The sequence below is a fragment of the [Phormidium] sp. LEGE 05292 genome (genome assembly GCF_015207735.1).
GTDB lineage: Bacteria > Cyanobacteriota > Cyanobacteriia > Cyanobacteriales > Aerosakkonemataceae > Floridanema.
This window is the reverse complement of the sequence record NZ_JADEWG010000144.1, coordinates 1-15,145: the sequence shown is the minus strand read 5'-3', so window position 1 is coordinate 15,145 and position 15,145 is coordinate 1. Positions and strand designations below refer to the sequence as shown.

Genomic DNA, 15,145 nt, shown 5'->3' with positions numbered 1-15,145 from the left:
CACCTCCCCATCTCCCCACCTCTTCTTCCCTGCTGGTGTTAGCGATTTTCTACAGACATTGGTAAAGCTAATCTAGGTGATGTATCTTCCTGATACTCTGGTTCTGGTTCTGCGAGAGACTTGTCTGAGATGAGAAGTTCCCGAATTAAGCGAGCAAGAGCACGTTGGGTAAGTCCGCCAATTACTTGTTGTCCCATTTGTTGAGTTTCGGGTTTGAGCAACAGTTTAGTAATAATGGAGATCATCTCCATTTGGTCAAAACCTGGGGTTTCTTGGAGAATTGCCCAAATTCTCTGGAGATGTTCGAGACTATTGGGTGTTTCCACTGTATTGGGGGAGACTTCATTTACTGCTAGTCCGAATGTTTGGCGGAAGGCAAAAGTCAAATTGTCCCAAGTGTTGCGTCCAAAGAGGTCTAAACTATTGACTATTTCATTAACTAGTTTTTTGCGAATGAAAGCGCCTCGTTCTGAGTAGAGAAAGTCAACAGCTTGCTCAAGAGTCTGATTTAATTCAAAATCTGGGGAAGTGCGGGCATTGCGGAGCAGGTTTTCTAAGCGATTCCAGCGAAAACCGCCTTCTTTGAACAATAAATCTTGTAAAGAGGCTCTTAATTCTGGGGCTTGGTCGCTGAGTAAGCGTTTGGCGACGTAGGGATAGGCTTTGCTTAATACTTTGAAGTTGGGATCGATGTTAATGGCGATTCCTTCTAATGTTACTAAGGAGCGAATAATTAGGGCGTAGTAGGCAGGTACGCGGAAGGGAAATTCATACATTAAAGCCGAAAGCTGGTCGGTGATGCTTTTAAAGTTCATTTCTGCGACTGTGGCAGATAGGGCATCGTTGAAGACGGCAGCAAAGGCGGGGATGATGGGTGTGAGGTCGGTGTCGGGGGTTAAAAATTCGAGTTTGATGTAGTCTTGCCCTAAGCCTTCAAAGTCTCGATTTACTAGGTGTACGACGGCTTCGATTAAGCCGTAGCGTTGTTGACGCTTGACTTCGCTCATCATGCCAAAGTCGAGGTAGACGAGTTTGCCGTCTGGACTGGCTAAAAGGTTTCCTGGATGGGGGTCGGCGTGGAAAAAGCCGTGTTCTAGTAGTTGCCGGAGGGAACATTGAACGCCAACTTCGATGAGGTGGGAAGCGTTTATGCCTTGTTTCTGCATTGCTTCCAGGTTGGTTAGTTTGGTTCCGGTGATCCATTCCATTGTGAGGACGCGACGGCGGGTGTATTCCCAGTAAATGCGGGGAATGTATATGTCTGGGATGTTGCCGTAGAGTTGTTCAAAGCGTTCGGCGTTTTTTCCTTCTTGGATGTAGTCCATTTCTTCAAAGATGCGGGCGCCAAATTCATCGAGAATGGCTACTAGGTCGCTTCGCAGGTATTGGAAGGTTTTTTTTGCCCACGCTGCTAAACCTCGCATGATGTATAGGTCGAGGGCGATTTTTTGTTGGAGGTCGGGTCTTTGGACTTTGACGGCGACGGTTTCTCCGGTTTTGAGTTTGCCTTTGTAAACTTGTCCTAATGAGGCGGCGGCTAGTGGTTGGGGTGAGAGTTCGGCGTAAATTTCGTCGGGATGGGCTCCTAGTTCTTCTTCGATGAATCTGTAGGCTACTTCGTTGGGGAAGGGGGGTAGTTGGTCTTGGAGATGGGTGAGTTCTTCTAGGTATGTTGGGGGTACTAGGTCGGGGCGGCTGGAGAGGGCTTGTCCGATTTTGATGTAGGCGGGGCCTAAGTTGGTGAGGAGTTGTTTTAGCTGGATGGCGCGTTTTTGTTGGTTTTGGTTAATTTTTCCTAAGCGGCGATCCCACCAGAGGCTGAGGGCGAAGATCGTGGAAGGCCAGACGATCGCTATACAACGCCACCAAACTAGGAAGGGTCGTCTGCGATAATGTTGGGCGATCGCTTCCGGATCGTAAGGTATGGTTTGGGTTTCGGCTTCTGGTGCAACTGTTTGGGCGCGTTTTTGGGGCGCTGGTGAGATGGTTGCAGGTTCGGCGATCACTATTGGCTTGTCCACTGGTGTTTTGTCCTTGTTGGTGATTGGGTGATGTGTGGTTTCGCGATCGCCTTCAGTATCAAGTATGGGCGAAGCTGGGAATACCGTCTTAGGATTCATGAATTTTTTATATGAGTCTGGGCGGACTTATGTTAAACATTGTAACAATTGCCCAGGTTAGGCTATTTATTTATATATTTCCAATATCAGAATTTCTTAGAAAATCGGGCAAGCGTGGTTTTCCGTCTATGATGGGGTGATTTCTAGACAAGACAAAAGGTGCGGCTCAGAAAAACTCTGTGTCAGTTTTTCTTTTTTCTGGAAGTCTCTTAAACTTAACGGTGGTAGCGGTTCGTCGAGAAACCTTGAATTGCAGGCTGATTGCCTTATGTTACTAGGATTGCGGATTGAAAATTTTGCTTTGATTGACCGTCTGGAACTGGCTTTTGGGGCTGGTTTAAATGTGTTGACTGGGGAAACTGGGGCGGGAAAGTCTATTATTCTAGATGCGATTGATGCGGCGTTGGGGGGTAAGGTTACTAGTCGATCGATTCGGACTGGGACTCAACGGGCTTTGGTGGAGGCGACTTTTCAGTTAAATTCTAGTGTAGCCCAGTGGCTGAATCAGGAAGAAATTGATTTGTTGGATGAATATTCTGTGGTTTGTAGTCGTGAGATGTCTACTAGTCAGGAGGGTATCTTACGTAGCAGTCGATCGCGAATTAATGGGGTATTAGTAAATAGGCAACAGATGGAACAGTTGCGATCGCGTTTGGTAGAAATTACTGCTCAAGGTCAAACTGTTCAAATTGGACAAACGGCTATTCAAAGGGAATATTTGGATAGTTTTGGTGGTGCGGGTTTGATTGAGCAACGTCAAAAGGTGAATGCAGCTTTTCACGCCTGTTCTCAAGCACTTTCGGCTTTAGAAAATCGTCGCCAGTCGGAACAAATGCGGTTGCAAAAGTTAGATTTGTTGGAGTTTCAATTGCAGGAATTAAGTGCGGCTAAACTTAACGATCCTGATGAATTGGAGTCTTTAGAACAAGAACGTAGCCGATTGTCTCATGTTGTGGAGTTACAAAAACAAAGTTACCAGGTTTATCAGGCTTTGTACCAAAATGATGAGGATGCCCAAGCTGCTGCTGATATTTTGGGAGAATCTGAGGCTACTTTAAGCAATATGGTAGGTTATGATTCTAGCTTACAACCAATTTTAGATCTGGTAAGTGCTGCTTTGGCTCAGGTGGCGGAAGCTGGGAGACAAATTAATAATTATGGTGCTTCTTTGGAGGCCGATCCCGAACGGTTGGAAACTGTGGAACAGCGGATTCGCCAATTAAAGCAAATTTGCCGGAAGTATGGGCCTAGTTTGCCGGATGCGATCGCTTATCAACAGGGTGTGGAAGCGGAATTACAAGAACTTAAAGGTGGTGGTCAGTCTTTAGAAATTTTAGAAAAAGTTTACCAAGAAAAAAAGGCTATTCTGCAAGAATGTTGTCATGCTTTGACAGAGTTAAGGCTAGTTGCGGCGAGAAAATTAGAAGAGCGTTTAATTGAGCAATTAAAGCCTTTAGCAATGGAAAAGGTGAAGTTTCAGGTGGAAATTACGCCGATTACTCCTACTGCTAATGGTGCAGATAAAATTACGTTTCTTTTTAGTCCTAATCCTGGGGAACCTTTGCATCCTCTGACGGAAACTGCTTCTGGGGGTGAGATGAGTCGGTTTCTTTTAGCTTTTAAAACGTGCTTTTCTATGGGTTTGGTGGGAACACTAGTATTTGATGAAATAGATGTGGGTGTTTCTGGTAGAGTGGCAGCGGCGATCGCGCAAAAACTCCATCAAATCTCACAATACCATCAAGTTTTATGTGTTACCCACCAACCTTTGGTTGCGGCTATGGCCGATCGGCATTTCCGAGTGGATAAACAAGTTATTGATAGCCAAAACGGAGCAAAAAATGCTCTGGCTTCTGATATTCGGACTGTGGTGCGAGTGAGTTGTTTAGATAGTCATTCTACTCGGAGTCACGAATTAGCTCAATTAGCTGGGGGTGATTCGGCTACGGAAGCGATCGCTTTTGCTGAATCCTTGATAGCCGAGGCAGACTTAAAAAGGAAAGACAAAGGCAGTCGTTACAACTTATAATTCAACCAGAAGCGCAACCGAAAAAAGTTAAATAAATCTTAACAATTTAACCAAAATTTAAGGAGGTTAACAATATTTACTAACAAAGTAAGTTTATTCAGTCTCACAATTTAAAAGATTGTCAAAAAAGTAAGCATTTGCTAGTTGGAATTATGTCTTATTCTCACTACAATCTACCATTCACAGAATCAACTACTAATGTAATTGATGTCAAACCATACGTGGAAAAACAGGGTGTAAATCCAATGCTTGAAGTTACTAACGATCGGGATAATGAACGGTTAATAAAGCACACTCAGAGGTTTAAAATAGGAATGTCTGAGCCAATATATACGATTGATTGTGTACCATATAAGCGACAATCTAATAACTCCAAAAACCAAGAATTACAAAAGCTTGATAGCAATAGCAATCAGATAAAGTCAAATGTTACTGACGCTATTCCTCAAGAAAATGTATGGCAAAAAATCGAAACTTTTATTGATGAGGATAATATTAATGATATTGAATATCCCAAAAATCAGAATGGTTATAAAGCATACGAAAATGAGTTAAATAATTTGGGAAAAGCAGAGGAAGTCAAAAATCAAAATGGTTATCAAAATTTTGATGTAGAAGGTGGTTTTATTCAGAGTTGTTGGGATGAGCCTGAAAATGGATATTTTTTGGAAGAAAGTGCGATCGATCCCGACAATCCCATAATTGAAATAGTAACCGGAAGTAATGGAGTAGAGATTAAAAATGAGATTAACATTAGACAAAATCAAGTAATTGATGTTACTGCTGAAGCGATAATTGATGTAATTAGTAATCAAATGGATGATGAAATAATTGATGTAATTAGTAATCAAGTGGATGATGAAATAATTGATGTAGTTAATAATCAACTAATTGATGTAATTAGTAATCAAGTCAATGAAGAGGATATTCAACCGTTTAAGCCAGAAGTTGATCTAGGGAATTCTTATGAGAAGAATCGGGTTCCAGGGGGTGCATTAGCCACAACTAAGGGGTCATTTTCCGCATTTCTGGCTCCTTTAAATAAAGAATCTTTTCAGGAAGCAGTTAGAGAAGTTTACGACAAGCTTAGTACAGTAAATGACACCCTGACAATGGTAATTCATAGTGAGGGTATGGAAAATGTGCTGCAAGAAATGTTGCAAAGTATTGCCTTAAAAACAGGAGAATTATTAGCAGCCGATCGCACAACAATATTTTTATTAGATGAAGAAAAGAATGAATTGTGGTCAATTTTAGCCAAAAATGATGGTGTTGGAACTTTAGAAATTCGCATCCCAGCTGATAAAGGAATAGCAGGCGAGGTAGCCACCTTTAAGAAAGTCGTAAATATACCATTTGACTTTTTTGACGACCCCCGTTCTGTAGAATCAAAAAAAACGTATGAAAGAACAGGCTATCGGACATATACAATGTTAGCCTTACCTCTGTTAAATGAAGCAGGAGATTTAGTTGCAGTTGTCCAGTTGCTTAATAAATTGAAATCCACCAATGATGGGACAAAACCTTTAAAAGACCGGATTGATTTAGCCGGATTTACTCAAGAAGATGAAAAAGTTTTTGAAGAATTTGCTCCTTCAATTCGGCTAATTTTAGAAAGTTCTCAGTCTTTCTATGTAGCAACTCAAAAACAACGGGCAGCTGATGCTTTAATGAAAGCTAATCAAGCCTTAAGTCAAAGTAGCTTAGACTTAGAAGAAACCCTAAAACGGGTAATGGATGAAGCTAAAAAATTGATGAATGCAGACCGTAGTACCTTGTGGTTAATTGACCATGAAAAAGACCAATTATGGACAAAAATCCCCATTGCTGGTGAGTTAAAAGAACTGCGACTTCCCAGAACAGCAGGCTTTGCGGGAATGGTAGCAGAGTCAGGTGAACCACTAATGATTCCTTTTGATCTTTATGATGATCCTCGTTCCGTAGTTTCTAAGCAAACAGATCCAAAAACAAATTATCGCACCTGTAGTATGTTGTGTATGCCAGTGTTTAATGCAGATGGCGAATTGATTGGTGTGACGCAATTAATTAACAAGAAAAAACAAGGAGAATGGCCCGAATATGACCCAGCTAATTGGCCAGAAGCACCAGAATGTTGGAAAGCGAGTTTTAATCGCACCGACCAAGAATTCATGCAAATTTTTAATATTCAAGCTGGTGTAGCATTGCAAAATGCCAAACTGTTTGATGAAGTAAAACAACAACAGCAAATGCAGCGAGATATTCTCCGCAGTTTATCAAATGGAGTACTTTCTACAGATAAAGCGGGTTGTGTAATTGCTGCCAATGAAAGTGCTAAAAAATTGTTAGGTTTGAGTGAAACTGAAAAAGTGGAAGGAACACCAGCTTGGGATTTGGTAAAAATTTGTGGTAAGGAAGGATTACAACAAGAAGAAGATAATAAATTCCGTTCTTGGTTCCAAGCAGCTTTAGAAGCAGTTGAAGAGAGAAAGCGCCAACAGTATTATCCAGACCAAGTTTTACAGTCAACTAAAGACGAAAAACACAGCGTTAATCTGTCGATTAATACCATCTTAGATGTGAATGATGCTAGCAAAGTTCGCGGCGCTTTAGTGGTAATGGAAGATATTAGTCATGAGAAGCGATTGAAGAGTACAATGTATCGTTACATGACTCAAGAAGTAGCGGAACAATTGCTAGCTAGAGGCGATGATTTCAAGATGGGAGGCGATCGCAAAGAAGTTTCCGTTCTTTTCTCAGATATTCGCAGTTACACCACTTTAACTGAAAGTATGCAAGCAGAAGAAGTGGTACAAATGCTGAATGAATACTTCGAGTTAATGGTAGAAGCTGTTTTTCAACACAAAGGTACCTTAGACAAATACATTGGCGATGCTATTATGGCGGTTTTCGGTGCTTTTGTACCCTTAGAAGATCATGCTTTAATGGCAACAAAAACCGCTTTAGAAATGCGTTATCGTTTAGCGAAATTTAATGCAAATCGCCGGGAAAATAATTTGCAGGAAATTAAGATTGGTATTGGCATAAATTCCGACGTAGTAATTAGCGGTAATATTGGTTCCTCACAAAGGATGGAACTGACTTCGATCGGTGACGGTGTTAACTTAGGTTCGCGTTTAGAAAGCGCCAGTAAACAATATGGTTGCGATATTATTATCAGCGAATATACCTTTGCTAAATGTCAATCAGAAGTCTATTGCCGAGAATTAGACTACATTCGTGTTAAGGGCAAAACGCAACCCGTCTCAATTTATGAATTAGTCTGCATGACAGACAATATGGGTTCAGTTCCTGATTGGAGAAAACAACAAATAGATATTTACCAAAAAGGACGGCAATATTACTTGCAGAAGGAGTTTAGATTAGCACAAAACGAATTTGGCAAAATAGTCGAAGAACTGAACTCCAGAAAAATGAAAGACAAAGCATCTGAAATGTATTTAGAACGGTGTCAATATTGGCTGACACACTCTGAAGAATTAGAAAACAAATGGGATGATGGTGTTTGGAGTTTAACAGAAAAATAAATTAACCTGAAATTATGTCCGGTGACATCGGTAGTATATATTGCCGAATTGTAGGGGCGGGTTTAGCCAAAAATTGTCGGCTTCCACAAACAATATCTGCACAAAACCTGCCCCTACCATACAATATCGATGCAACTTAAGTAATCTAGTTTTAAATTGCCACTAGCTGAGAGTCATCTTCTGTTAATTGCCAATTAGCTGCATCACCAAGAGTTTGCAAGCGATCGATCGCTTTATCTATCACCTCTAAACCATGATCTAAACTGTCAATTACACTCAATTGTCCGCGCAATTCCGAAGCATTGGGAAAACCTTTCGCATACCAAGTCATGTGTTTTCTTGCTTGACGAATTCCCCTTTCTCCTTTATATTTCCAAAGTGCGCGTAAATGATCTTTAGCGCATTCTAACCTTTCAATTGCTGTTGGTGGTTCCTTAAGTTTTCCCGTTTTCAAAAAGTAGTCAACTTCGCCAACTAAAAAAGGATAACCTAGCGTTCCTCTGGAACACATTACCCCATCTGCGCCCGTTTCTGACAAACAACGAACCGCAGCTTCGACAGAAAAAATATCGCCATTTCCAATTACCGGAATTGACAAAACTTCCTTAACTTTGCGTATCCATTCCCATTTTGCAGGGCCAGTATAACCTTGGGCGCGAGTCCTACCATGTACGGTAATCATTTGTGCGCCAGCATCTTCCATGCGTTTAGCAAATTCTAAAATAGTAATCTCTTTATCTGACCAACCAATGCGAGTTTTAACTGTTACTGGAACATTGACAGCTTTCACAACTTCGCGGACAATTGCTTCTGCTACTTCTGGTTGTCTTAATAAAGAAGAACCACCGCCATTTTTAGTAATTTTATTAACAGGACAACCCATATTAATATCTACTGTATCCGCCCCTTCTTCTACTGCTTTAATAGCTGCTTCGGCTAAAAAATCTGGGCGGCAATCAAATAATTGAATACTAATTGGTCGTTCGCCTGGGTCTACCTCCATAATTTGAGGTAGTTGTTTAACATAATGTAAACCTGTGGCATTAACCATTTCGGTGTACATCATTGAGTCTGGGGCGTAGCGACGTACTAAGCGACGAAATACCAAATCAGTAACACCGGATAAGGGTGATTGTAGCACCCGACTTTTAACTTCAAAAGTGCCAATTTTTAAAGGTGTTGATAGTCTTTCTTGGAGATTGGGAGATAAAGACAACATATAAACTGTAAGGGAAACTAGCCTTTCTATTGTAGATGAAGATTAGGTATGTTGTGGCATTATAGCGATATTTAGGTTAGCGATGAAGTGCAACAACGTACTTTTTTTTATTCTGGCAATTCGCCAAATCTTTAGCGGTATTTAGCTAATAATTCTTCTGCTTGTTTTGACCTTTCTTCTGCTGTTAAATAGCGATCGCCTCGATCGTCAAACTAGTATTTGATCGTTGAAGATGACGATCGCATTGCCAAACCATTAGCCGAGTATTTAAGGCGACAACACCATCTTGACTTTTGCTGTGTAAAGTAGAATCACTCTGTACTTATTTTTATTCTGAAAAATCAATGAACAAGGTTGCAAAAGTTACTATTTCCTTCTGGATCATGAAGATCATCGCCACAACACTCGGCGAGACGGCTGGTGACTTTATCTCAATGTCTCTTGGGCTAGGGTATTACGTAGCCTTTGCGGTAACATTTTCCATTTTGGCTATTCTCCTATTTTTTCAAATTCAATCCGATAGATACCGTCCTGCCCTTTACTGGCTGGCTATCATTGGGACAACCACAGCTGGAACCGAAGTTTCAGACTTAATGGATCGGTCTTTCGGGTTGGGCTACGCAGCAGGATCGCTTATCCTGGTAGCTGGTCTCCTGAGCGTTCTTGCCATCTGGTACTACCGGGATCGGGATCTGAGCGTTTATCCGATCGTGAAGAAAGACGCAGAGATTACCTATTGGCTGGCTATCGTGTTCTCCAACAGTTTAGGAACGGCTTTTGGTGACTTTCTGACAAGCAACTTAGGACTGAGCTATATTCAAGGTGCATTAGTGACAGCCAGCATTATTGGTATTGTTATTGCCCTTCACTACCTAACCAAGTTGAGTGATATTCTCCTATTTTGGATTGCGTTCATCTTCACACGCCCGTTTGGAGCCACTTTTGGAGATTTTCTGACTAAACCAGTCAAAGATGGTGGTCTATCCTTGTCAAGGGGCTATGCTTCAGCGATCGCCTTTATCCTGCTGGCAGTTATCCTGTTCTTTTCCATGCCAAAGAAGAAAAAAGTGCGCGATCGAATTGAGTAGTGAATTGGTAATATTTGGATAAGTAAATAGCAAAAATCTCTCCCGAAGCTTCAGCTAATTTTAAAACTTATTGCAAGTTTTCACTATGAGTAATCAACCGATCGGCATTTTGAAACCAATTACAACACCAGATGAAGATTTGGCAGCTTGTTTAGGATAGAAATCCCAGTACTATAAAGAGAGGTCGTCATTAATTTGCTAGTTTTATATTAAGGCCAAAGTGCGATTGCTTTTTTGTATTTAGTTTGGAAAAGCGGTTAGATTAAAAAAGAGCGATCGCAATAATCACTTATCTCACTAATTTATGATTCCTGATTCTCCCGCCATGTAAAAATAATTTGTTCATCTGCCTGTCTAAACTCAATATTAAACTTATCAAACACAACTTCCCTTCCCAAAAGTAATTGCTCGCCGCCAGTATTACTTTGTAACCATGCCACAGGAGCCATAAAACTGTGTTCATCAATTGTCATTTCGACATCTCGCGTCACATATTCTACAACACCTCCTATAGTTTCTGCTATTAATTTTGATTCCGCATCAGCTAAAGTCAAACCTAAATCTTGACCCACTTTTAACGAAATTAAACTTACTTCAGCACCCGAATCTACTAACATTGTTGTTGTAATTTCTATATTTCTATGCTTCAGTTTTACGTGATAATCTGGCAACCAATTATGACGAGTAACTGCCCGAAAGCGAATTGGTAATATTTGAATAGAAGCAACATATCGGGGAACTAAGTAAATAGCAAAAATTTCTCCCGAAGCTTCAGCTAATTCTAAAACTTCTTGCAAATTTTCGCTATGAGCAATCAACCGATCGGCATTATAAGCAACATATTGGTTTTTATAATAATCTAACAACATTGAGCGGTTGCGATTCAACCACTTCAGCATTTCACGACTTTCTTCGGGAGAAGGAGTTTTGCTCATAGATTTTTCCATCGATCGAGTGATAGTAGCGATCGCCTAAAGTTCCCCAGATGATCCACTTCCAGTTTAGCAATTATTCAATTTGCTCTCTAAAATTAAGATCGCGCTCCTTCCTCTCTTCTCTTCGCGTCCTTTGCGTTCTTTGCGGTTCAATAAAAAAAGAGCGATCGCAAAAGATCGCCCCAAACTCATACCAAAGTCAATTAGGAGGAAAAAACCTAAACTTTTGCCTCTTCTTTCACCAACTTATCCCAACCCAAATCCTTCAAATTATTATTCCGACGCAGTGGACGAGTTACCAACTCTAAAATATCCCTAGCATTAGTAAAACCGTGAATTTGAGCGAAAGTAAACTCAACCGACCACTTAGTATTAATACCCCTAGCTTCCAAAGGATTAGCATGAGCCATACCAGTAATTACCAAATCTGGATTCAACTCATAAATCCGTTGAATTTGATTATAATTATCCGGCTTTTCCACAATCCTTGGTAGAGGAACACCCATTTCCTGGCAAGTCTTTTCTAACATTGCCAACTCAGCAGCTTGATAACGTTTGTCCATGTAAGGAATGCCAATTTCAGGACAAGTCATGCCGCAGCGAATTAAGAAACGAGCTAAAGAAATTTCCAGCAAATTATCGCCCATGAAAAAGACAGATTTGCCGCGAATTAATTGGATATAATCTTCTAAATTTTCCCAAATTTGTTTTTCTCTTTCTTCTAAACCTTTCGGCTCAATACCAAACACCGAGCAAATTTTTTCAATCCAAGCGCGGCTACCATCTGGACCGATCGGGAATGGCGCACCAATCAGTTTACACTTACGACGACGCATTAAAGTAGTAGCAGTTCGACTCAAGAAAGGATTGACACCAGCGACATAATACCCTTCTTCCAAAACTGGCAATTCAGTAAATCTTTTTGCAGGCAACCAACCGGAAACCTTAATTCCTTGCTTCTTCAATTCTAAAGTTAGCTGAGTAACAACTGGATCGGGCAAAGAACCGAACAAAACTAAAGGCGGATGATCGACATATTCCGATTCTTCGGCTTGCACTTCTTCTTTCTTTTTACCAAAGTTTAGTAGTTTAGCGATCGCATTCCGTTCATGCTTCTCCGCTTCCACCACCGGAGTTTTATCAGGACAACGAGCCGCCATTGCAGCCAAAACGGTATCTTCCCCTTGAGTGAAAGCGTAATCCAAACCGTTAGCGCGTGCAACTACGATCGGAATTCCAATTTCAGCTTCCAACTTGGGAGCCAAACCTTCCAAATCCATTTTGATAATTTCGGTCGTGCAAGTGCCGATCCAAACAATTACACTAGGATTGCGATCGCGCTTAATTTGCACGCACAACCGCTTCAACTCCTCATAATCATTCAACTGAGCCGAAATATCCCCTTCTTCCAACTCTGCCATTGCGTAGCGAGGCTCAGCAAAAATCATCACCCCCATCGCATTTTGCAGAAAATAGCCACAAGTCTTAGTTCCAATTACCAAAAAGAAACTATCCTCAATTTTTTGGTACAACCAAGCCACACAGCTAATCGGGCAAAAAGTGTGGTAATTCCCAGTTTCGCAATCAAAATTCAGCCCTTCAGGTTGAGCCACAGTCATAATAACCTCTTTTCTTAAAGTTATGCCAAGTAGAAATGTGTGGACAAGGGGACAAGGAGATGGGGAGATAGGGGGAAAATAATTTAACTAACTATCTCTTCAACTCTCCCTACCTCCCTACCTCCCTACCTCTTCTGCCTTCTGCCCTCTGCCTTCTGCCTTTTTAAAGAGCGAAACTTGAGCCAGACTGGGAAATCACCCCAGCTTAACTATTTCCACTCATCATCTAGACTGTTTTGATTCGGATCGGCAAAAGGATCGAAATCTAAACTAGCAAAGGCATCTTCCTCTTCATCGTCAGAGTTTTTCTCTGTATTAGAGCCAAAATCATCTAGGGAAAGATCGCCAAAGTCCGCCAGAGACTCCTCACTTAACTCTTCAGTTTCACTACCCCAGACATTTCCGCTAAAGTCGGAATCTGAAGTGTCGCTGAGTTCTTCAGTATCAGTGGTGTCGCCAAAGGCATCTAGCGATATATCAGCAAAGCCTTCATCGCTTTCGTCATCGCTCAGTTCTGTCAAAGACTCATCATCACCGAAATCACTGATTCCAATATCATCCAACCCATCCGCACTGGATTCTTCAACAGCAAGACTCGATTCATCGTCCAAATCATCGAGATCCATCTCTTCTAATCCGCTTTCCTCATCCTGGAGTGCTGTGGCGGCGGCGAATATCCCAGCACCTGCGGCTGCTCCACCAACTGCGGCGATACCGAGTACTGCTGCATTAGAACCAGATTCTTCTGGCGCTGAGAAGTCGGACAAATCATCTAATTCCGATTCTACTGGCTCTTCAATTGCAGCAGGTTTCGCAGCAGATGGCGCTGTCGGTGCAGCTTTCGTGGGTGGACGTTTCCCCAAAACTACATCCGGGTCAAAATTCAACTCCAAAACCTCAATCAGAGAATCTGGATCGGAGTTGAGCTTGGAAAACGGCAACATCAACTGGGCCAATTTTGGCTCCAGTGCATTCAGAACCCCCAGGATGAGGTAAGAAGAAGGTCGCCGACCCCCATCTGGTGTTTTAACATTTTCTACTTCCATTTGTAGAGCCAGCCAAGAATGATTTAGCTGGTAGTATTGCAGCCATTTTTGTTTTAAAGCTGATGTGAAGTCATCAAAAAAAGCCACTGATCTTCTCCCTCATCCTGATAGCTAGAAATTTCTAAACCATCATTAAGTCTAGTTCTTCTTCCTGCGTCTTGATCTGTGGTTTTGTCGGATTTAAGTAAAAATCTGATAACAGAGCGAACAAATCCCTGTCTGGAGAGTCATTTGGGACGACTCCTTCAGGACGAGCCAAAATTTGATCTGCAATATTCAGGTAATAATCGCACACATAATTTAACGAAGGGTCTTTCTCTGCCATTTCAAACAGCGTTTTGCCCTTGACGCGAGAAACTCGAATATCTTCAATTAAAGGCAGCACTTCCAACACTGGCATCGGCACTGATTCGACGTACTTTTCAATCAAGTCTCGCTTGGAAGTACGATTGCCAATTAATCCAGCAAGGCGCAATGGATGAGTCCGAGCTTTTTCCCGTACAGATGCGGCGATGCGATTAGCGGCGAACAAGGCATCAAAACCGTTGTCTGTGACAATCATGCAGTAATCAGCATAGTTGAGGGGGGCGGCAAAACCACCACACACCACGTCACCAAGAACGTCAAACAAAATTACATCGTATTCGTCAAAGGCGTTCAGTTCTTTGAGTAATTTAACTGTTTCGCCCACAACGTAACCGCCACATCCGGCACCAGCAGGAGGCCCACCAGCTTCTACACAGTCAACGCCACCGTAGCCTTTGTAAATTACATCTTCGGGCCAAACGTCTTCGTAGTGGTAGTCTTTGGCTTGCAGTGTATCTATGATTGTGGGAATTAAAAAGCCTGTGAGGGTAAAGGTGCTGTCGTGTTTGGGGTCGCAACCAATTTGTAGGACTTTTTTGCCCCGTTTGGCAAGGGCTACGGAGATATTACAACTTGTTGTCGATTTGCCGATTCCGCCTTTTCCGTAAACTGCAAGTTTCACGCTTGTGTTCTCCTTAAATGGTGCTTGATCAAACTCTGGGAATTTTATTCGCTGCTTGAGGGCGAGTTTTTTTAAGCTGTTTGACTGCATTATTGACCAACTTTGGCACAAAAGAAAGAGGCTTTCACAACAAATAGCTATTTAATCAAGAGTATTTTGGTTCTAAAAGCAGATTTTAGATAATAAAAGTCTATAAAAGTCTCTCAAGTTTTAAAAACATCTTACTAATAGTTTTATGTTTTAATTTTTGTTATTTAGGTACAAAAGGCAAAATAAAAAAATCCTCCTTAAGAGGATTGTAGGTCTGGAAAAACCTAATCAATAAGGGCGATCGCTTTTCAGGTATTGCCAACAATACTTGCCATCACTGGAATAACTCGAAATCAGTCCGTTTAATTTGATGGGTAAGTAGCGATCGATCAATCCTTAGAGCCGTTTCCCTTAACTGTCCAGAATTTTCGTAAATTATTATTAAATATTGAAGGGGACCGCCATCGACTGGGGACCGCCATCGATTGGGGACTGGGAGAGTTTTGAGTTAAAAACTTTCCCTTGTCCCCTTGTCCCCTTGTCC

General features: G+C 41.6%; 9 protein-coding genes. 3 read left to right on the top strand and 6 right to left on the bottom strand.

Features of this window, described 5'->3' with window-relative positions:
* Positions 1–38: 38 nt before the first annotated feature.
* Positions 39–2,120: an ABC1 kinase family protein gene (locus IQ264_RS26370; RefSeq protein ID WP_193984509.1), complete on the bottom strand. Its 2,082-nt coding sequence runs from the start codon at positions 2,118–2,120 to the stop codon at positions 39–41.
* A 268-nt stretch (positions 2,121–2,388) separates the two neighbouring features.
* Here IQ264_RS26370 and recN point away from each other — a divergent pair, with 268 nt between their 5' ends.
* Both recN and IQ264_RS26360 read left to right on the top strand, forming a co-directional pair.
* A complete protein-coding gene (gene recN / locus IQ264_RS26365) occupies positions 2,389–4,149 on the top strand; it encodes a DNA repair protein RecN (protein WP_193984507.1) in 1,761 nt (586 codons plus the stop codon).
* Between the two features lie 152 nt (positions 4,150–4,301).
* Entirely contained in the window at positions 4,302–7,676 is a 3,375-nt protein-coding gene (locus IQ264_RS26360; RefSeq protein ID WP_322744811.1) for a GAF domain-containing protein, read from the top strand.
* A gap of 151 nt (positions 7,677–7,827) precedes the next feature.
* Here IQ264_RS26360 and dusB read toward each other — a convergent pair whose 3' ends face one another.
* The gene (gene dusB, locus IQ264_RS26355) at positions 7,828–8,895 is read right to left on the bottom strand and encodes a tRNA dihydrouridine synthase DusB (protein ID WP_193984505.1); all 1,068 of its coding nucleotides are present in this window, start codon (positions 8,893–8,895) and stop codon (positions 7,828–7,830) included.
* Positions 8,896–9,239: 344 nt separating this feature from the next.
* Here dusB and IQ264_RS26350 point away from each other — a divergent pair, with 344 nt between their 5' ends.
* Positions 9,240–9,983: a hypothetical protein gene (locus IQ264_RS26350; protein ID WP_193984503.1), complete on the top strand. Its 744-nt coding sequence runs from the start codon at positions 9,240–9,242 to the stop codon at positions 9,981–9,983.
* 302 nt (positions 9,984–10,285) lie between these two features.
* On the opposite strand, the gene IQ264_RS26345 is transcribed toward IQ264_RS26350, so the two are convergent.
* The 4 genes from IQ264_RS26345 to bchL all read right to left on the bottom strand — a co-directional run bounded on the left by IQ264_RS26345 (position 10,286) and on the right by bchL (position 14,571).
* A complete protein-coding gene (locus IQ264_RS26345) occupies positions 10,286–10,918 on the bottom strand; it encodes a retropepsin-like domain-containing protein (protein WP_193984501.1) in 633 nt (210 codons plus the stop codon).
* A gap of 218 nt (positions 10,919–11,136) precedes the next feature.
* Positions 11,137–12,537, bottom strand: a complete 1,401-nt coding sequence (locus IQ264_RS26340; protein WP_193984499.1) for a ferredoxin:protochlorophyllide reductase (ATP-dependent) subunit N — start codon at positions 12,535–12,537, stop codon at positions 11,137–11,139.
* Positions 12,538–12,746: 209 nt separating this feature from the next.
* On the bottom strand, positions 12,747–13,670 hold the full coding sequence (locus IQ264_RS26335; RefSeq protein ID WP_193984497.1) for a DUF5331 domain-containing protein: 924 nt from the start codon (positions 13,668–13,670) through the stop codon (positions 12,747–12,749).
* Between the two features lie 34 nt (positions 13,671–13,704).
* Entirely contained in the window at positions 13,705–14,571 is an 867-nt protein-coding gene (bchL, locus tag IQ264_RS26330) for a ferredoxin:protochlorophyllide reductase (ATP-dependent) iron-sulfur ATP-binding protein (RefSeq protein ID WP_193984495.1), read from the bottom strand.
* Between the last annotated feature and the right edge of the window lie 574 nt (positions 14,572–15,145).

Excerpts from the sequence above, each read along its gene's own strand:
- recN (WP_193984507.1), top strand. The coding sequence starts at position 2,389 with ATGTTACTAGGATTGCGGATTGAAAATTTTGCTTTGATTGACCGTCTG.
- IQ264_RS26345 (WP_193984501.1), bottom strand. The coding sequence starts at position 10,918 with ATGAGCAAAACTCCTTCTCCCGAAGAAAGTCGTGAAATGCTGAAGTGG.
- IQ264_RS26350 (WP_193984503.1), top strand. The coding sequence starts at position 9,240 with ATGAACAAGGTTGCAAAAGTTACTATTTCCTTCTGGATCATGAAGATC.
- IQ264_RS26360 (WP_322744811.1), top strand. The coding sequence starts at position 4,302 with ATGTCTTATTCTCACTACAATCTACCATTCACAGAATCAACTACTAAT.
- IQ264_RS26340 (WP_193984499.1), bottom strand. The coding sequence starts at position 12,537 with ATGACTGTGGCTCAACCTGAAGGGCTGAATTTTGATTGCGAAACTGGG.
- dusB (WP_193984505.1), bottom strand. The coding sequence starts at position 8,895 with ATGTTGTCTTTATCTCCCAATCTCCAAGAAAGACTATCAACACCTTTA.
- IQ264_RS26370 (WP_193984509.1), bottom strand. The coding sequence starts at position 2,120 with ATGAATCCTAAGACGGTATTCCCAGCTTCGCCCATACTTGATACTGAA.